Source organism: Sporolactobacillus sp. KGMB 08714 (assembly GCF_036598985.1).
Classification (GTDB): Bacteria; Bacillota; Bacilli; order Bacillales; family Sporolactobacillaceae; genus Sporolactobacillus.
The window spans coordinates 48,766-66,492 of sequence record NZ_JAUUBW010000015.1 but is presented as its reverse complement, the minus strand read 5'-3'; the positions used below and the strand labels follow the sequence as shown (position 1 = coordinate 66,492).

At 47.4% G+C, this 17,727-nt stretch carries 20 protein-coding genes and 1 riboswitch; of the genes, 11 read left to right on the top strand and 9 right to left on the bottom strand.

What is annotated here, in order from left to right; translation table 11 throughout:
- Window positions 1–175 precede the first annotated feature (175 nt).
- The 3 genes from Q6A92_RS08715 to Q6A92_RS08705 all read left to right on the top strand — a co-directional run bounded on the left by Q6A92_RS08715 (window position 176) and on the right by Q6A92_RS08705 (window position 2,158).
- Window positions 176–652: a MarR family winged helix-turn-helix transcriptional regulator gene (locus Q6A92_RS08715; protein WP_274397934.1), complete on the top strand. Its 477-nt coding sequence runs from the start codon at window positions 176–178 to the stop codon at window positions 650–652.
- 62 nt (window positions 653–714) lie between these two features.
- The gene (locus tag Q6A92_RS08710) at window positions 715–1,920 is read left to right on the top strand and encodes an ArsA family ATPase (protein ID WP_332237755.1); all 1,206 of its coding nucleotides are present in this window, start codon (window positions 715–717) and stop codon (window positions 1,918–1,920) included.
- Window positions 1,913–2,158, top strand: a complete 246-nt coding sequence (locus Q6A92_RS08705; protein WP_274397932.1) for a hypothetical protein — start codon at window positions 1,913–1,915, stop codon at window positions 2,156–2,158. The genes Q6A92_RS08710 and Q6A92_RS08705 overlap by 8 nt, the downstream gene beginning before the upstream one ends.
- Before the next feature lie 161 nt (window positions 2,159–2,319).
- On the opposite strand, the gene Q6A92_RS08700 is transcribed toward Q6A92_RS08705, so the two are convergent.
- Window positions 2,320–2,550: a hypothetical protein gene (locus Q6A92_RS08700; protein ID WP_274397931.1), complete on the bottom strand. Its 231-nt coding sequence runs from the start codon at window positions 2,548–2,550 to the stop codon at window positions 2,320–2,322.
- Between the two features lie 709 nt (window positions 2,551–3,259).
- Here Q6A92_RS08700 and Q6A92_RS08695 point away from each other — a divergent pair.
- Entirely contained in the window at window positions 3,260–3,598 is a 339-nt protein-coding gene (locus tag Q6A92_RS08695; RefSeq protein WP_274397930.1) for a hypothetical protein, read from the top strand.
- A gap of 435 nt (window positions 3,599–4,033) precedes the next feature.
- On the opposite strand, the gene Q6A92_RS08690 is transcribed toward Q6A92_RS08695, so the two are convergent.
- The 5 genes from Q6A92_RS08690 to nrdJ all read right to left on the bottom strand — a co-directional run bounded on the left by Q6A92_RS08690 (window position 4,034) and on the right by nrdJ (window position 8,836).
- Complete coding sequence (locus Q6A92_RS08690) at window positions 4,034–4,687, bottom strand: hypothetical protein (protein WP_274397929.1); 654 nt, start codon at window positions 4,685–4,687, stop codon at window positions 4,034–4,036.
- A 27-nt stretch (window positions 4,688–4,714) separates the two neighbouring features.
- Entirely contained in the window at window positions 4,715–4,816 is a 102-nt protein-coding gene (locus Q6A92_RS08685) for a helix-turn-helix transcriptional regulator (RefSeq protein ID WP_274397928.1), read from the bottom strand.
- A gap of 339 nt (window positions 4,817–5,155) precedes the next feature.
- On the bottom strand, window positions 5,156–5,434 hold the full coding sequence (locus Q6A92_RS08680; RefSeq protein ID WP_332237766.1) for an AMP-binding enzyme: 279 nt from the start codon (window positions 5,432–5,434) through the stop codon (window positions 5,156–5,158).
- Window positions 5,435–6,049: 615 nt separating this feature from the next.
- The gene (locus Q6A92_RS08675) at window positions 6,050–6,550 is read right to left on the bottom strand and encodes an ECF transporter S component (RefSeq protein WP_274397927.1); all 501 of its coding nucleotides are present in this window, start codon (window positions 6,548–6,550) and stop codon (window positions 6,050–6,052) included.
- 51 nt (window positions 6,551–6,601) lie between these two features.
- On the bottom strand, window positions 6,602–8,836 hold the full coding sequence (gene nrdJ, locus Q6A92_RS08670; protein WP_332237753.1) for a ribonucleoside-triphosphate reductase, adenosylcobalamin-dependent: 2,235 nt from the start codon (window positions 8,834–8,836) through the stop codon (window positions 6,602–6,604).
- Between the two features lie 217 nt (window positions 8,837–9,053).
- A riboswitch (adenosylcobalamin (AdoCbl) riboswitch) is annotated at window positions 9,054–9,178 on the top strand.
- A gap of 67 nt (window positions 9,179–9,245) precedes the next feature.
- Here nrdJ and Q6A92_RS08665 point away from each other — a divergent pair.
- The 4 genes from Q6A92_RS08665 to Q6A92_RS08650 all read left to right on the top strand — a co-directional run bounded on the left by Q6A92_RS08665 (window position 9,246) and on the right by Q6A92_RS08650 (window position 12,292).
- A complete protein-coding gene (locus Q6A92_RS08665; protein WP_332237752.1) occupies window positions 9,246–10,619 on the top strand; it encodes a hypothetical protein in 1,374 nt (457 codons plus the stop codon).
- Window positions 10,616–11,356, top strand: coding sequence for a DUF4430 domain-containing protein (locus Q6A92_RS08660; RefSeq protein WP_332237751.1), 741 nt, complete (start codon window positions 10,616–10,618; stop codon window positions 11,354–11,356). The genes Q6A92_RS08665 and Q6A92_RS08660 overlap by 4 nt, the downstream gene beginning before the upstream one ends.
- Before the next feature lie 280 nt (window positions 11,357–11,636).
- A complete protein-coding gene (locus Q6A92_RS08655; protein WP_274397921.1) occupies window positions 11,637–11,897 on the top strand; it encodes a hypothetical protein in 261 nt (86 codons plus the stop codon).
- A gap of 68 nt (window positions 11,898–11,965) precedes the next feature.
- A complete protein-coding gene (locus tag Q6A92_RS08650) occupies window positions 11,966–12,292 on the top strand; it encodes a hypothetical protein (RefSeq protein WP_274397920.1) in 327 nt (108 codons plus the stop codon).
- 341 nt (window positions 12,293–12,633) lie between these two features.
- Here Q6A92_RS08650 and Q6A92_RS08645 read toward each other — a convergent pair whose 3' ends face one another.
- Window positions 12,634–12,942: a hypothetical protein gene (locus tag Q6A92_RS08645; protein ID WP_274397919.1), complete on the bottom strand. Its 309-nt coding sequence runs from the start codon at window positions 12,940–12,942 to the stop codon at window positions 12,634–12,636.
- 185 nt (window positions 12,943–13,127) lie between these two features.
- On the opposite strand from Q6A92_RS08645, the gene Q6A92_RS08640 reads away from it, so the two are divergent.
- Window positions 13,128–13,787: a Crp/Fnr family transcriptional regulator gene (locus tag Q6A92_RS08640; protein WP_274397918.1), complete on the top strand. Its 660-nt coding sequence runs from the start codon at window positions 13,128–13,130 to the stop codon at window positions 13,785–13,787.
- Window positions 13,788–13,915: 128 nt separating this feature from the next.
- The gene (locus Q6A92_RS08635) at window positions 13,916–14,533 is read left to right on the top strand and encodes a cob(I)yrinic acid a,c-diamide adenosyltransferase (RefSeq protein WP_274397917.1); all 618 of its coding nucleotides are present in this window, start codon (window positions 13,916–13,918) and stop codon (window positions 14,531–14,533) included.
- Between the two features lie 149 nt (window positions 14,534–14,682).
- On the opposite strand, the gene Q6A92_RS08630 is transcribed toward Q6A92_RS08635, so the two are convergent.
- Together Q6A92_RS08630 and Q6A92_RS08625 are read right to left on the bottom strand one after the other, a co-directional pair.
- A complete protein-coding gene (locus Q6A92_RS08630; protein WP_332237750.1) occupies window positions 14,683–15,000 on the bottom strand; it encodes a nitrous oxide-stimulated promoter family protein in 318 nt (105 codons plus the stop codon).
- A 351-nt stretch (window positions 15,001–15,351) separates the two neighbouring features.
- On the bottom strand, window positions 15,352–15,792 hold the full coding sequence (locus Q6A92_RS08625) for an acyl-CoA thioesterase (RefSeq protein ID WP_332237749.1): 441 nt from the start codon (window positions 15,790–15,792) through the stop codon (window positions 15,352–15,354).
- A gap of 547 nt (window positions 15,793–16,339) precedes the next feature.
- On the opposite strand from Q6A92_RS08625, the gene Q6A92_RS08620 reads away from it, so the two are divergent.
- Complete coding sequence (locus Q6A92_RS08620) at window positions 16,340–17,626, top strand: VTT domain-containing protein (RefSeq protein WP_332237748.1); 1,287 nt, start codon at window positions 16,340–16,342, stop codon at window positions 17,624–17,626.
- Window positions 17,627–17,727 lie beyond the last annotated feature (101 nt).

The following is a 17,727-nucleotide window of genomic DNA, read 5'->3' as shown; positions in this document are numbered from 1 at the left end:
ATGGCGAGGTTTTGCGTAACAAAGTAAAGAAATTCTGCCGTTTCCTGTACTGATTAAAATGATTTTGTATCCGCTTCTGTACGCCGTAGCTTTTCACTGCTCTAAAAAACGCCTTGAATTTACTACGATATCGTATTATTATAGTAATAAGAAAATGCTGATTTGAGGTTTTTCAATGGAACGGCTTTTTGAGTGGTTATTAAAGGGCGGGTTTCAGCCGCTGAGATTGTTCCCCGAAATATCTGAATTGGAAAAAACAGTGACCCGATCGGACGTTGCTGCGTTGCTCATGCTGCATCTGCATCATCAGACGACGATGTCGGAATTAGCGGCGAAACTTGGATTACCCTTAAGTACTCTGACCAGTTTATCAAAAAGGCTTGATCGCAAGGGATTGATTGAACGGTATCGATCCGTAAAAGATCGGCGTATCATCCTGATCAGGCTGACAGATAAAGGGGAGAACGTAGCAGAACGGGCCCAATCTATCATCCAGGGTATATTTGAGCGTATTCAAAAAGCGCTCAGCCCGGATGAACGTACCCAATTTCTTACCCTTGCTTTGAAGATCGTTCAGGCGCTGAAAGAAAATACAGAGAACGGCGAAGATGAAAAACATGCTTCGCTTCACAAGATACGCATTGATGATTAGTGCATTCGCCGCTGTTTTTTCGTTGATAAATACTACGATATCGTACTATATGGAGGGTTCTTATGAGAATTATTATTTATACGGGAAAAGGCGGTGTCGGGAAAACCAGTGTTGCAGCCGCTACCGCCGTGCGATTAGCCGATGAAGGATACAAAACTCTGATTTTGAGTACGGATGCCGCGCATAGCCTGTCTGATTCATTTGACGTTCAAATCGGATACAAAACGACAAGAATCCGTGAACGGTTATGGGGACTGGAGGTAGATAGCCTCCGTGAGACGGAAAAATATTGGGGAGCGGTTCAAAAATGGTTTTCGAACCTGATGTCCTGGGCGCAATTGGATGATCTATCGACTGCAGAAATTCTTGCCTTTCCGGGAATGGAAGAGCTATTTAGTCTCATGGAAATCCAACAACAGGCGAAAAGCGGTCAGTATGATGCTATCATTGTAGATTGTGCGCCCACGGGTGAGACGTTAAGGCTTCTCAGTTTTCCGGACTTGCTTAATTGGTGGCTGGAAAAAATCTTTCCGCATGAACGCCGTCTCTTAAAGGTCGTGCGTCCGGTTGCTAAAATAGTGACAGGAGGTTTTGAACTGCCGGATGATCAAGTGATGAGCAGTATCGGAGCATTCGTAGAAGAATTAAAAGAGCTGAAAAAGATTATTTCAGATCCGAAAATGACTTCGGTACGCATTGTTATTAATCCGGAGAAAATGGTGATTGCCGAAGCGAGAAGATCCTTTACCTATTTAAATATATCGGGGTTTAACACCGATGCGATTATCATCAATCGGGTAATACCCGATGAAGCCGGAAGCGGATATTGGTCCACCTGGCGGGAAATACAAATGAAGTATGAAAAGGAGATACATGAGTCATTCAGGCCGCTGCCAATCCTTAAGATTCCGATGATGGAATCGGAGGTCTGCGGGCTGTCGATGCTGAAACGGATCGGGGAAATGGCTTTTAAAAATTATAATGCCGCTTCCGTGCTCCATCTTGGGAGAATTCAGGAGGTCCGTAAAGAAGAGGGACATTATATTTTAGAACTGACAGTGCCGTTTGTACACAAAGAACAGCTTGAATTGAGTCAAAAGGGCGATGAGCTGACGATACAGGCCGGTCCTTATAAGCATAAATTGATATTGCCGCGGTCCCTGCTGAGTCGGCCTATTTCTAAAGCCCGTTTTATCAATCAGAAATTGATCATCACATTTGAAGACACGGGAACATCGTTTCAACGGGAGGATGAGCGGGATGGATAAAATGAAGCAACGGACAACGTTTATGATTCTGGAAGATCTGGCTGAACGGTCTCATAGAGCCTTCATGTCGTATGTTCCCGAAGAAGCCAGAAAACATTTGCTTTTATCGCGTAAAGAAGTTCTGCTCGGTATAGATGTTATCCTGCAGCGTGCTATAGACAGATGTGACGAGCAAGTTATTGCCGCCGGCAGAAACAAGAACCGGCAATCCGGCCGGTCCATTGATATTACCGACTAGGCAGCAGAAGAGATCATCCGGATTTTCGGATGTCAGGATCACTTCTAATCTATAAATTTTGATAAGGAGATAGAAACGCGGAACTGAAATCATGATTCTAAATAAAAGAGACACACAGTGTTTTTCGTCACGCAGGAAAACCGGAAGTAATCTTTCACCGACTAATCATTCAATCCTGCCTGCGTCCACAACTGTTTATGGGTGAAGTTTTCCATGCGAATGAGATCAAATCGCAAAGTCAGCGCTATAGCGCTGACTTCCTTTATTTTCTCGCCTTGTGCCGCTGCAAAGCCGATCAGCTTTTCTATAATCAGGACATTTGTCAGTGCGTCAGCTTCAATTTCTGATATTTTATTATTATTTTGTCCGATTTTACATAGGAATCTGTTCATGATCTCAGGTCCGCCTCCTCACAAGTTCCCTGATAGAATATAAGAAGCTGCACGAGGTCCCTCGCAAGATTCTCATATTCTTGATTCACTCAATCAACAGTCCAGTACGCCATCATTTCCAGAATCAAATCGAACGTAACTTTTGGATCGCTGTTCATAAATTCCCCCATTTTCGTATCGTGCTTTTATTTCAATGAAGCGGCTCCGATAAGACGAGGTCGGATGGGTGTATCCAGTTTAATCATATAATCAAAAAGACCTGTTCCTTAGAAACTAAATTGTCTCATTTCATAGACAGGAATGTTAGAATTAATACTTTATAATCATTAATTCAAACAGAATATGGCGATAATCACTATGAGAAGATGGTTAATTTTTCCGCTTGATTATTTTAAGAGACGTTGAAAGAGATCATTTCTTTATTAGACATTTGCTGCAATCAGGCGAAATAGTTAATAAGTCCGGCAAAGCGATCGGACAGGAATTAAGAATGGGATGGATTCATTCTAGCCGAAGGCCATCTGAATAGCGATCCGGAAGAACCTGAATCGTTGTATCGACCGGCCCGATTTTGAAATTGACAAAGAGACAACTGGGTGAGCAGGAAGAGAATCTAATTGAATGATGGGCACAAGCCCGAGAAACTGAAAAATCCTTTTTAAAAATAGTTTTGAGACTTTTCGTGCTCAAAAACAGGGGGGACTTATTGATGCTCGTTCCGTTCAGTACAAACGTTTCAAATTATCAAACATTAAGTAATTTAAGCTTTTATTTAAAGGGCGAACAGGAAGAGGAAATGAACAGACTGAATTCGACCTACTTGAGTCAGCCGTCGCAACAAGTTCAAAAAATACAAAATGAAATTGAAGCTATTGATCGAGAAATTGCTCAACTGCAGTCAACTCAAACCGATATTCGTGCGAATAAGCAAATGGAGAATAGCCCAACAGCTCTTATTTCCTGGCAATCATCTCAAGGAGATCTGCTGACAATCAGCAAAGGCAGCGTTGCAAGGAATCATCAACTGACTGCCGATGGTCTGTACTGAGTGTGCCTTACAAAGCACAAAAATTTAACAGCTGAATTTCAGCGGAAATAAATTCCGGCAGGGAGGGGTGCAGATCAGGCAAATCACAGCGGTTTGCAGCTTCCTTCCGGGAACAGGAAGGAAGTTTACCGGCTTTTCGGCAATTCTGCGGCCATCATTTCCAGATGACCGAAGTCTGCGACTCTGCCCTAACTTGTACTTACAAGCGGCACAATGAAATGGCTCGGCTGTTATAAAACGGTTCAGTGAAACAGGCATGGGCAAATATCTTCTATAATTATACATGACTAATGCCAGGGCACTAAATTTTCTTCCTTTTCGCTCGGTCTGTCTTTCCTTTATCTTGTTTCGGGATCCGCATTTTCTTTATTTCGAACAAATTTTTCTGGGGAAAAGGTCCCGTTTCAGACTCTGTCAGGGTGAAATCCGGAGTTATCAACGAAAAAACAGTGTCAGCCAGTTGACAATCGGGTTCCACAGATGTGGATACTCCTTCTGAATCAGGTGCTTAACTTCTTTTACTGAAATGTCGTCAAAACTGCCTGCTTGTGAATCTGATACAATGACTTTTATACTCCTTGCTATGTGCCCAATCGCGATATGTCCGTTTGCATAGCCGCCGATGGCTACATGGGTTGCAATAGCTGCTCCGCCGATTGAAAACATACCGATTGACAATCCTCCCAATGTCATGATACCGGCTGCGATACCGCCGATAGCAAGCGTACCGATTGATAATCCCCCGATAGAGAGAAGCAGTCCCAATGCCGCCCCTGCGAGTCCGATCAGCCCGATTGACAGCCCGCCGATGCAAAACCCCACCCATTGCACCCCACCGATAGATAGAAGACCGGCAGATACTGTACCAACGGCCAGAATTCCTTTGGCCGTATAGAATCCGGACCCGACATTAATATGAACAAGAGGCAGCCCGAACAGCGATTTTCTGCTCTTATATTCATAGTGAAAGGGCGAAAAGAATAACGGCCGGTGCTCCTCAAATGTCCATTGATCAGCCGACGTTTTCGTCTTAATTAAGCCGCCGATGCTAATATGAAACGAGTCACTGAGCAGGATTAATTTGTCCATGTCCGGAAGGGATTGTCCCGATTCCCATTATGAAACGGCTTGTCTTGAAATACCAAGCATCGCGGCCAGTTCTTCCTGAGACATGCCGCTCTTCTTTCTCAGCGCCCGCAGTTTTTCCGGAAAAGCCATATTTATCACCCCGAATTCAGAATATCAATTTTAGGGATTGACGGCTGCCATTCCAGGCTGACAATTTGTCAACCGGCTGTTGCGTTTTCCATTTTAACGTCATTGGACCGGAAAATCTGTCTCTGTATATTTGTGTGATAAGCAATCCATAAGAAAAAAAGCCGCTTTAACCTGAGAAAAACGAAATAAGCATTTTTATACTTACTCTGGAGTGAAAAATTTTTTGCATGAACAAAAAGGAAAAACATTTACCCGTTATTTTATGATTCCGCCTTGTCAAATCTGATTTGTCTGTTTAAAGTCGCAACAAGAGGCTCGGCCGGTCCGGGAAGATCGTGATCATTCATTTCCGCTTTTCTGACGGTAATCCCCTGACAGATCACCGGTCAGCCAATGTTTTCTGAACAGGGCTTTACGAATCTTCCCCGATACGGTTTTCGGAAAATGATCGACAAAATAAACATGGCGGGGCCGTTTGAAATCCGTCAGGTATTTCCGGCAATAATCCTTTACCTGTTTTTCCGTCAAGTCATCTCCATCTTTCAATGCAATAAAGGCTTCGACAGATTCTCCCCTGATTGGATCGGGCAATCCGATCACTGCCGCTTCTTTAACGATATTGAAAAAATCGCGATCTTAAAATATTTCACTATTTTTTGAGCCTAAACAAAGCAGTGACGGCACCCATCCGGCGGCACTAACTGCTGAGCGGATCGGATCAGTCACGGGACCGGATTCGCTGTTCAATCAAGATTCGCTCTGAACTTAAAAATAAGCGGCGAACGGGCGGCAGGCCTCCGCTGAATCCCGGGAGGAATCATTTAAAAATGATCGTCCCCTCAGTCCGGATACAGAAAAATTAGAGTTAGGAATAAAATATTCTGCAGTCCATCCAATCTGTCAGTTAGCTGGCGAACCGCTGACTAATGAAAAAAGGAGCCCCTTACCCGCTATGATCCCATTTACGGGAACAGACATCCAAAGTAAGGAGCCCCTTAATCATCTGAAAAAAAGAAATAACACTGCGGTTCACTAAAAATCAAAATCTGCTCTTCAAATCGTTCGCTTTCTTCCGCGGCCGGACTGTTTCTGGTCCGGACATTTGACGGCCGATTGCGGCCGGCTGATCTGCGGAACGGCCGCAATCCGGCCGCGCCCTGTACTTCAGCTTATGTCACTGCAGCGCTCCGACGAATTTTTGTATGCTGTATTTTAGCCTGTTTCACTGATCAATCAATGATTTCTGTTTTCCAGCCGGCGCGCCTCGCGTTCGAATACTTTGAACAGCGGCGGGGAAAAAATCCCGAAAGCCAGATTTCCGGCTGCGTGATAGAAATCGAATGGCAGGCCGGCGAGCCACATGCCCCATACAGTGACCCAATTTGCCGACATCATGAAATAGGACAGCGCCATGATCAGGCCGAACAGGAAACCGGATACGCCCAGCCATAGAATGTAAATCCAGTTGCGTTTCGGAAGCAGCGCTGAGATAAGCCCGATCATGCCCCAGGCCAGCATCTGGAAGGGGGTCCAGTAGCCGAGCCCAAGCATCAGGTCGGAAACGAAAGCGACCATCATGCCTTCCGCCAGTCCCATTTTCCAACCGAAGAACCAGCCGCTGAGGATGATGATCAAGGTCGCCGGCTGAATATTAATCCCGTGAATGGCCAGCCTGCCGGCGACGGCGGCCGCGGTCAGCAATGAAAAAACAGTCATTTTACGAATGGTTGGCAATTTATCCGCTTCCGCTTCTTAGGTACTGGCTGCCGGTTCCGCACGGAATTATTATCTAACCGGGCAGGCACCGCCGACGCAATCCGTCTGACCGACGATATCCAGATACTTTTGATCCGCCGTCTGACCGGGATTCATTTCATTGTAGATATCCTGAACGTTGCCGATCACCTGATCCTTCATTCCCAGGTATTGGGCCCTGTTAATCGGTTCTTTCGGAGCCTGGACGAAACCGTGACCGCTGTAAGGAAGCAGCGACGTTGATTTGCAAGACTTTCGGTACTGGCGGAACAGACCCGCGATCCTGTCCTTTTCTTCCGGATGGAATGTGATCGTACAGCTTACGGAGTTGTCCGACCAGTACGTCTGCAGGAAGGCCTGCGTTGCGAACTGTTCTTCGATCGATACGTCATTCGCTGAGACAAAGTCATCCATTTCGGCTCCTTCGGCTTTGACCGGGAACGAAGCAACGAGCGTATGGTCGGAATAGGCATCCTTCTCGACCGGATATCCGGCTTTCTGAATGGCGGGGATCAGCGGATCGCTTTCCTGAAAACGGATTCTCTGAATGATGTACTTATCAAAGCTAAAGTGCATGCCTTCGGACACGCCTGCCAGTTTTGAAACGGTTCCGGACGGCTTCACGGTCGTGTGTTTAATCGACCGGCTGCAGCCCAGCGTCTCGGAATAGTCCTTGTCCGCCTGGATAACGGTTTTGTAGAACCCGTCGACCGTGCGCGCAGCCGCTTCGTTATAGACGGGAATCTGCCGCGCGTCTCCGGTCGCCGCGTCCGTTTCCTTGCGAAAGCCCGTCACGAGACGCTGACCGAACTTCTTCAGGATCCAGTCCTGAATGCTGCTCATAGAAATTCCGATACGGCGGTTCTTTTCAATAATCTTCCGCGAGACTTCCCAGTCATATCTTGAAAAGGTCACACGTTTTGCATAGCGGGTTGCCAAGGTGAACACTTCGTCCATATTCCAGTTCTGCATCTCGGCAACCAGCGGGAAAACTTCGAATAAGTTGCACGGCTCACCGTTGCACAGCGAGATTTCGCCGCACGGATTCGTTCCTTCTGCCTCGCCGTCAATACCTTCCTGCCGTCCGTCGGCGAGCCGGCCGTAGTTATGAATGATGTCCAGATTGACAATGCCGGGTTCGCCGTTCTTGCTGATCGAATCGGCGATGGCTTCATAATCTTCAAAATCGGAACGGACAATCACGCTGTTATTCGATGCCCAGCGATGATCCATCAGCTTTTCCTGATCCTGCTTCATGGTGACAAATCCGTTATCTTCCGGGCCGCCTAATGCAATTTCGGCGCTGCGGCGCACATTGCCGGCGACGACAGTCTTGCCGATCAGGTTGCAGATGTCCGTGCAGTCGACCGACGTCAGTCTGCGGCCGTAAGTGCCGCTCAGCACCTGATTGATCGAAAACAGCATCTCGACAAACGGTGCCGGCCCGGCAGCCACGCCGCCGAATCCGTGGATTCTCTTTCCCTTTTCACGAATATTCGTGACATCGATCACCACCCGGTTTGCCTTGCCGGTGATCTCTGCGAAGTGGGCGTCGATCAGCAATGCATTTGATTTAACCCATCCCTCACGCGAATCGGCCGTTTCGGCGAGCAGATAATCTTCGCCCCTGTGCACTCGGTACCAATCATCGGCGTCAACGGCACCGGCTTCAATTGCTGCGCCGTAATCGCGGTTTTTTTTGCCGATCAGGACGACCAGCTCCGGTTTCTGATCGATTTCCGGTATCTGATCGATGTTCTTCTCCAACACAGAGAATCCAACGCCGCCGCCTTTCATTAATTCGTCAAAAAGAAAAGAGAAGGGCATCGAGACAGCTTTCCGATCCTTCGTCAGATAATCGGGAACAATGACGCTGTCTCCGTACGCCTGCGGGCGGATAGCAATAAACCAGCAATTGTTCAATGCGTCGCCGACCCCTTTCTGATAATCCGTGCCGGAAATCCACAGATTGCGTCCCGAGGGCGTCGAAGCGAGGCCGTATATCAGTTTAAACAGCCGTTCCGCCTCATGCTGCAGCTCGAGGAATACATCGGCGGGAACGGTCCCGCCGTGCAGACGCGGATCGAGATTGACGTTACCTTCGACGACACGTTTCACCGTTTCCGCCCAATTTTCGTGGCGCTGCTTATTCTCAAGCCATCTGGCGTAAGTCCGTTTATAGGTCACCCAGCCGAGTTCGCCCCAGTGTGGTTTAACTTCTTTTTTAATGCTTTCAATATAAGCGTTCGATAGCTCAATTCTCATCGCTGTTCACCACTTTCGACTTGTATATTCTCATATTAACTACATATGGGGCTGAATGCAAGGACGATATACTATATATGGATCAAGGAATTATTAAAAAAACGGGAGGGAAAGCCATTCTTCCGGTCGAATTGAGAATCAGTGAATTTTTTTCGCAGGCAGGCTTCCCTTCATACGGCTTGTAAAATCGCAATTGATGATATATGCTCGATGAGCAAATAAAATATAAACGTCCATTGAAAGGATGGAATCAGGTGAAATTCCTGAACGATCCCGTCACGGTCAGAGTCCGATCTTTCCTTTCAATCGTTAAACCGCTTGCGGTAGACAGGTTAGGTTAATAAGGAGCCTCCATTCTATTTTGAGCGGAGGCTTTATTATCTATCATTCAATAAGGGAGTCCGTGAAAATGAAACGCTTAACGGCGCTTATATCCGCTTGCCTGATCGTCATTCTTCTGCTGCCCGTCACGGCTCTGGCAGCGCCATCTGACGGGTTTGCTGCACGTCTGGCCGGCCTGGAAAGCCATATCCGGTCGACACAGCTCGCTCAATCATTGCAATCGGATCAGCCTGACGACTGGGCCGTCATGGCACTTGCCCGGGACGGGGCGCTGAGCCGGGCCGATCAGGCCGCCTATTTGAGCCGGCTTCAATCAAGAAAGGATCTGTCGGGTACCGCTTTGGAGAAAGCCATTATCGCGCTTAAGGCTTTGAAACAGGATCCGACGAATTTCTACGGCCGGAATCTAATCGGCGAACTGGGCAGAGACACTTCGTTAAATTCTGCAAATTCTTTTTCGGCCGATATTTATGCATTGGTTGCTCTCAATGCCTATGAGGACAAGCTTCCCGCCAATGCAGTGAACACTCCTGCCAATCTGATTCAGAAAATAGTATCCAGGGCCGATCCGAACGGGGGATGGGGGTACATGGATCCGCCGGCCCATATAGAGGCCGACGTCGATACGACCGGTGCCGCGCTGGCCGCTCTCGCCCCCTATCAGAACCGCCCTGATGTAAGGAATGCAGTTAATAAGGCAGTCCAATATCTTGCCCGCGTCGAATTGCCGGACGGCGGATTCTCCAACTACGGTGAAAATTCCGATTCAACAGCCGAAGCGGTTATCGGCCTGACGTCCGTCGGCGTCGATCCGACAGCCGGAAAATTTGACAAACAAGGCAGGAATCCGCTGAATATCCTTTATACTTACCAATCCGGGAAGGGTTATAGATGGCAGCCGGGATTTTCGGAAGATCCGATGACAAACGACGAGGTTCTTAAGGCTTTTGTCGCTTATAAAGTGTTTCCCGGCGGCGGGAAATTGTTTGCTTTCCCCACAGCGAAGGCAGCGGCGCCCGTGGAAATGAAACCGGCTTCCGGACTCGGTCAAGAGACGGCCTCAGGAAAATCCGCCGCCGCGGTTCCGTCCGCAATCGCTTCTTCTTCAGCCCGGAAAGCGGTGACCGCCGGGAAAGTATCTTCAACCCGGGATACGATTCCGACTGTTCCGTTCTCCGAAATCGCCTCCCATTTTGCAGCGGAAAAAACCGGCAGCGGCCTGCTTTCAAAAGCAGAATCCGTAAACACCCGGCCTGAGAATAAAATAGCTGAAAAATCCCCACTGGCAGCGGCGGCCGGCAATAAAGAGAATACGGCACAGACTCAGGCGGCACAAAGTACGGCCGTCAATCCAGTTTTATTGATCATCGGAATCCTTGTTGTTTTTCTCGGCGCAGCATTGCTGATTTTCAGAAAGGCCATTTGGAGACGAAGAACATGAAAAAAATCATACTCCATTTTATTCTTCCCATACTCATTATTATTGTCGGAATCGGATTGATTATCGGCAGCTTTCATGGGCAGACCGGAACGGCCGCCGTCCATTCATCTCCCGCTGTTTCGCTGGATTCATCGGGATCGTCTGCCGATCACGGGAGTGACGGCGGACCATCGCCGTCCAAAACGGCGCCCAAAAAGAATCAGCCGGGACAAGAACCGTCTGCCGCCGGATCGGAACCCGGGCAGAATCAGACCCGAAACAGTACAGTATCAGGGGCGGTTTCAGGCAGCGGCGGTGCAGCAGAAAAGGCAGCGGCCGTTCCCGCAACTAGTGCAGGCACCGCCGCGGGGCATGATGCCCGGAAAACGGATCAGTCGGCCGCCGTCCAGCCGCCCGCCTCTTCTCATGCTTCGCCCGGCTCTTCGGAAAATCAGGGAACGGTTTCCGTTGCGATAGAAGGTCTGAAGGGTTTTAATTCACGGGGATCGGTCGCCTATCAGGCGAATGACAGCGCCTTTTCTGTCTTGCAGCGCTTTGCCAGGGCGAAACATATTGAGCTCAGCTATTACGGCTTTGGCAGCTCGATCTACGTCAGCAGTATTAATCATCAGAAGGCCGGCCAGCTATCTTCCGCCAGCGGATGGATGTATTCCGTAAACGGGAAAACGCCCAACATCAGTGCCGGAGCTTATCACGTTCAGACGAATGAAACGATTAATTGGTATTATTCAAAATGAACGTCTATGACAATCAGGGGCTGCTGCCCGTCCGGCGCGCAGAGACGGGGAAAGGGGAGGAAGCATCGTTGCGGAATCCCTCCGCAGGGGTGCGTACCCATTTGTATCAAGCGGACTGTCCGATCATGTGATTTGGAAACCTGAAAGGCATCGGGCAGAATGCGCGGCAAAAATGAGCGCCGCAAAAAGAGGCCGGGCAGCGTTTTTAGGTGTTCTAATTAGCCTGTCTCACACATAGGATGATTGAATGTGATTCAAAATCTGATTGTGAGGCGATACAATGAACACAGAGGAAAAGAAATTGAAATACCTGTCCGACCACGGATGGAAGCCGGTTACATACTTGGCAAGGAGCCGGACGGATATTGTCTGGCGCTTCCAAAAAAATAATCAGTTTGATCAGCTGGAGTCAACGCTCACGATGCTTGAAATCAGCCGAATGGGATTCGGAAGCCTGGTCAGACACTGCGAATATATTGAAAAGCGTCTGGACAATGATCTTAAAAGAATGGAAAAATGGAAATTAATAGAGGCAAAATGAACAAAAAAACTTTCATACAGGAATACGCATTTCCCTGCAGAAATAAAATAAATGGGAGGTGCTGTGACTTGCAAGCGATTGACATTCCACGGTTTGACTTTGTTGAGTTAAGTAAGAATACAAACATGGAGCGCTCGGAGCATACTTACTTTGTGACAACCGACATTAATGAGGCTGCTGAACATTACCTTCAAATGATGCGGGGAAATAAACCCGTTTATATGACCATCCGGACCATAGACGGCAAGACCTGCGTGGCGAAGTCGTATCGGCTTAACGGTGATTGTGCCAGACCCGAGATGATCCGGGTGAATGCAGACCCGGATCTGACAACCGGCGCTTTTCATATCTTTACGGATGAGTTTATTCACGCTGTGGAAAAGAAATTGAGCTGAATTAAAGTTCATTTGCGTTTCAGGATGCCGGATAACGGTGTCCTGTTTTTACATACATTCTCTGCCGGAACGGAAAGTCGTGGGGCCGCAGTTCCCGCTTGCCTGTAGCAAAGGCGGGCTAAAATGTCTGCGTGTATGAATCACAACGAGGGCGCCGGCAGCAGCTGTTCTAAACGTTTGCAGAATCGGGCCTGAAATCCGCTAAAAGACGGCCCGATTGTTTTTTAGTCGATGATTCAAATCAATAAAAAATCTGCCGATGCCGGGTGGCGGAACGACAGAATAGAACGTTCGATTCCGCGGAAAAAAGCGGATTGAGTGTTTCAATTTCATCTCTTTATTTAGTTCTTGTTCTGACTGTCCGGCAGCCGCCATTTTACGATCACTAGATCGCTGTCTTCCAGGGCCTTGATCGCATGCTTTTCACTTGAGTCGAAGCGGGCAATCTTTCCGGGAATCAGGACTTCCGGCTGTTCTTTTACTGAGAAAATCACTTTCCCTTTAATCGGAATAACCGTGACGACAGCTTTTTCCCCACTGTGCTCTGGGACTTCCCGGCCGGCTTTCAATGGCACATGGATAATCGTTTGTGACGGATCATGGTAGAGCCTTTCCTTTGCCGATTGAGATTGAAATGAAAAAACATCCATTCTTTATTCCTCTCTTCTATCAATTATTGACAGGGCATCAACAGCTTTAATTGATAACCTTTACCATTTATAATAAAAGCAGGACGGGGAGGATACATTGATCCAGGTCAAAATTAATTCCAAAAAATGCAAAGAACGACTATTCGTCAGAGAGCGTTCAGATCGGACTAAAGAGGAGGTTTATCATGCAGCAATTGCCCGCAGCCGGATGGCTGAAAGGACTGTCTGAAGAAGCCCTTCATCATATAGAAATAAAAGGGGTCTTTCGTCATTATCCGTCTAAAGAAACGGTTTTCCTGCAAAAGAGCGAGCTGACCCATTATTATATTGTCGTTAGCGGGCTTGCTAATGCCTATCGTCAAAATGAAGACGGAAAGAGATGGACTGCCGGTTTATTTTCAAAAGGAGATCTTTTCCCGCATGTCGGTCTGCTTGATGATAAGCACGAGTACCCTGCAAATTCTGAAACCTTATCGGAGTGCACACTTTTAGTCATACCCCGGAATGAAATGAGAATGATTTTTGCGTCCAATCCGCAGATCCGGCTGTATCTGACTCTGTTTCTGACTGAAAAGAGCCAGGATCTGATCGCTCGTTTTTCGGATTCGGTGCTCGGTACGGCAGCCGATCGTGTCCTGTCTTTTCTTAAGAAGTTAGCCTGCAACTCAGGCATCCGGGAGAGCGATGGCCGCTATTTGATTGATCTCGGCCTGACGGAGCAGAATATTGCCGAGTATATCGGCGTAACTCCCGAAACAGTCAGCCGGGTATTGAACAGGCTCTGTGAAGAAGGAAAAGTTGAAAAACTCGCGAGAAAGAAGCTGCTGGTCCGTCTGCAGACATGACGGCAGACGGAAAGAGTTCTTCGTTTGGTAAGTTTTCATCGTTTACAACGGCCGAGCCGTGTCCCGCCAATAACAGAGACAAGGTGCGAAACGCCGTCTGAGATATGGAAAGGAGCAGAAAACGTGATATGAAAATTTATACAGGGCGCGGAGATTTCGGCAAAACCGATACATTAAGCGGAGCGCGTCTCATGAAAAACAGTGCGCTCATTCAACTGAACGGCAGTCTCGACGAGGTTTCCGCGTCGATCGGCTATCTGTCTTCTCTAATGGGCACATCCTTGCAGAGAAAGCAGAATCGGGAAGACGCGGACAAAGAGCTGCAAAATCTGACCTGGGTTCAGAACGTACTTTATCATATCGGCGTTGAGGTCAGCTCAAGCTTTTCACAGATTTACATCGATGCGGGTTATCTTTCCGCTCTTGAATCTAAAATCGATCGGCTGGACCGGAGTGTCGCGCCGCTGACTGAATTTATTTTATACAGCGGTTCTGTCCCGGCCGCCTACGCCCAGGTGACACGGGCGACTGTCCGCCGCTGCGAGAGAGACTATGTCATGCTGCTGAGCGATCTTAACAGAACGGATACCCCGCCGCACAGCTATATCTTTATCAATCGTCTGTCGGACTATTTCTTTATGCTGTCCCGTTACCTAAATCAAAGCGCTCATATAAAAGAGGAGAACGTGACCACGTGGAAACGCAAGGAGAATCCGGGCACGGCCGTGCATTTCGATAAAAAGTAGCCGCCGTTATCCCGCTGGTTTCCGATGAGTGGAAGAACTTGCCTGACGACCGCTGAAAAGATTTCGGAAGTAGTGTATACATGGGAGGTATCCCGTCTCATGGCTGTTCAAGAACAAATCAGAGCGGCCGGGCCGGAAACAAACGTCAATCATTTTTTCAAAAGATGTCTGATGGAAAACACGGGATGCTCCAGAAGCATCCATACGCCGGCATAGCGCATCACTGCTTTGATTTTTTCCCGATAGATCGGCTTGTAACAGTGGACCTTGCAGTTGGAGCAGGCCGTTTTTTCCTCGCCGAAGCGGCAGTAGGACAGCCTTTTCAATGCGTAATTTTTCAGATCCAGGCATTCATCGCACAGCTCTTTCCGGTGGTGCTTTCTTCTGCAGTAAATCTCGATCATTTTGGCAACTGTTTCTTTTTCTTTTTGAATAACGGGTCCGTTATTTAATGCTCTTCTTACCATGACTGAAAGCCTCTTTTCTATCACTGCCTAAGATATGTAGAAAGATAAAAGCGCTTTTTCATGCCTGAATAATGTAAGCGCCCTATCGCTTATATTACAGGGAAGCCGCTTAGAAGAATATGATATGGATCAAGTTTTCAACGAGATACGATGCGGAAAGCGGCAGGGACAGAAGCGTTCTGTAAAAGGCATGAATTAAGGTATCGCTGAAAGCCTGCATCCGAATCGGCAACAATCCCGGTTGTTTCGGTTTATCGGCGATACGGGCAAATGTATTTAAAATGAGTTGTTTTTATGTACGCTCCCCCTGAGAGCCGGGGAGAAAAGGTTCATGAGCATCTTTTTTTGATTTTATGACAGGGAATGCTGACACCCGCGTAATTCCGGGACTCCCTCCGGCCCCTGCCGATGCTGAAGCAGAATTCGTTTCATGTTTTCGGAAAGCGGCACAGCTTTTTCCTGCCGGTAGTCGAACTGCACTAATGTTATGCGGCCCCGTGCATGCCAGCGCCGTTTTTCATCGGCAACCGCGTGTTCGACATTGAAACTTGAATGAGCGATGGCGCCGATCCACGAATATACCGTAATCTGGTCGCGGTAAGTAGTCTGACGAAGAAAATCGCAATGTGAGGAGGCCATGATGACATGAAAATCATTTAAATCAAGATCAGGTGTGAACAACCGGGCAATCTCGCGCATTCCTTCTTCAAAGTAAGTATAATAGACAGCATTGTTTACATGGCGCATGCCATCGCAATCGCTCATACGAACCGTTATACGGGTCTTAAACATTACATAATTCCTCCTGCAGTCAGTTAGGATTTCTGTTTCATCTATTTATCTATTCCGCCCGGACCGCCATTGCGCGGCAATAGACGATCGTCTGCTCAAGCAGCAGTAACGGTCCGACAGGTTTACTTCGAACAGCCCCTTTATCTTATGACACATCGAAAAAGATAAAAGCCGAAGAATGAAATAGAAGTTTTTAAATATATTATAGAATATAATTCTATGTCCATCTTTTAAATGAAAGTTTGTCTAATGATGCTCAGGGAATGCGCCCCGGCAGGCAGTCCGAAATAAGCTGTCATCATGATCGGCAGATTTGGTTGCCAATCGATCGAAACCTTGCCGCCGTTCAGATGCGCTTTTTTATTATTTCCGTCATCCGCAGGCGGAAAAACATTTTCAGGAATCTCTCTTTCCCGGATTCGTCGACATTAACTGGAATTTAAATAGGGCCGAGGGTATAATCAGTTTGTTGCATTTAAACGGTCATACTTGCCGGCAGAGTGCCTGAATATATAACAATACTGTTCTACACGGAGGAAGAATGATTATGAGCGGATTGATTCATTTATTAAATGAATATGGATATCTTACCCTTTTTCTGTCGTTAATGTTTGAGCTCATTCTCATACCCATTCCAAACGAGGCACTTATGAGTTATGTCGGCATTTTGTCTTTCCAAGGCAGGATGAACATTGTTTTATCCTATCTTTCCGCCGGGATCGGGGGCATTTTCGGGGTGACGATCTCATACTGGATCGGATATAAACTGGGACTCCCGTTCTTCCGCAAATTTGGCCGCTATATACATATGGGTCCTGAAAAACTGGAAAAGGTTTCAAAATGGTATGATAAATATGGGAAAGTGCTGCTGATTTTTTCTTACTTTGTCCCCGGCATTCGCCATATAGCGAGCATTACGTCCGGCGTGATCCGTCTTCCGTTCCGATCATTCTGGATCTTTTCCTATATCGGTGTCTTTCTTTGGACAGGCACTTTTATTTCGCTGGGGTATGTACTCGGCCCGGAATGGGACAAGTATCAGGGCGAAATCAAAAAGTGGCTGGTATTGGCCAGCATCTTGATCGGCATCTTAGTTCTTTGTTATTTTGTTATCAGAGCGAACCGGCGGTTTATCAAAGAATCCGGCCGGCTGCTCTTTCAGTCTGTTTTTAAACGATACAGAAGCTTTTTGAAAATAAAATTGTTCATTTTTTTGATCCTGATTCTGTTTGTTTCCCTTTTCACATTAATGTTGGGAATGATTCAGGATTTTGTCAGCAATGAATTTGAGCCGTTCAACACGGTCTCCAGAGCCATCATTTTCTCGCTTTTCAGTGCCCGCTGGCAGACGATAATGAATGACTTCTATGCTCTGTCTTCGCAGACTGCCCTGATCGTCGTTTTTCTGATCACTGCGGTGACTATTTTTATCAATCGCACCAATAAATGGCTTGAGCTGCTTTTCTTTGCGATAACGGCAGTCGGAAGCTTTCTTTTTTCGGGAGGAATCCGCTGGCTGTTTCGCTTTATGTTAAGCGGGAAATATATCAGTTCAAATTTTCCAGACTGGCGGGCTATGATTTTAATCGTCTTTTACGGCTTTTTCCTGATGATGCTGATCCGTCATCAGCGGAGTTATCTGTTCGGGACGATCCTGTTTTTCTTATATTTATTCTTTTTGCTGGTTTATTCCATTTCCGGAGTCTATGTTTACCATGTCAATCCCAGTGATTTAATGGCCGGCTACGTCTTCGGCGCGGTCTGGCTGAGCGGGATGATTTTCTCTTTAGAACTGTTCCGCTTTTTATCTCTGATTAAAGAGGGCTCAAAATAACGGGGCAAGTATTCCGGCGCAGCGCAAAAAAATTTCTGCGCCGGCATGCAGCGGCCCGGATTCAGATGTGCAGGAACTGAAGGCCGCCGCCGATCTCCCCG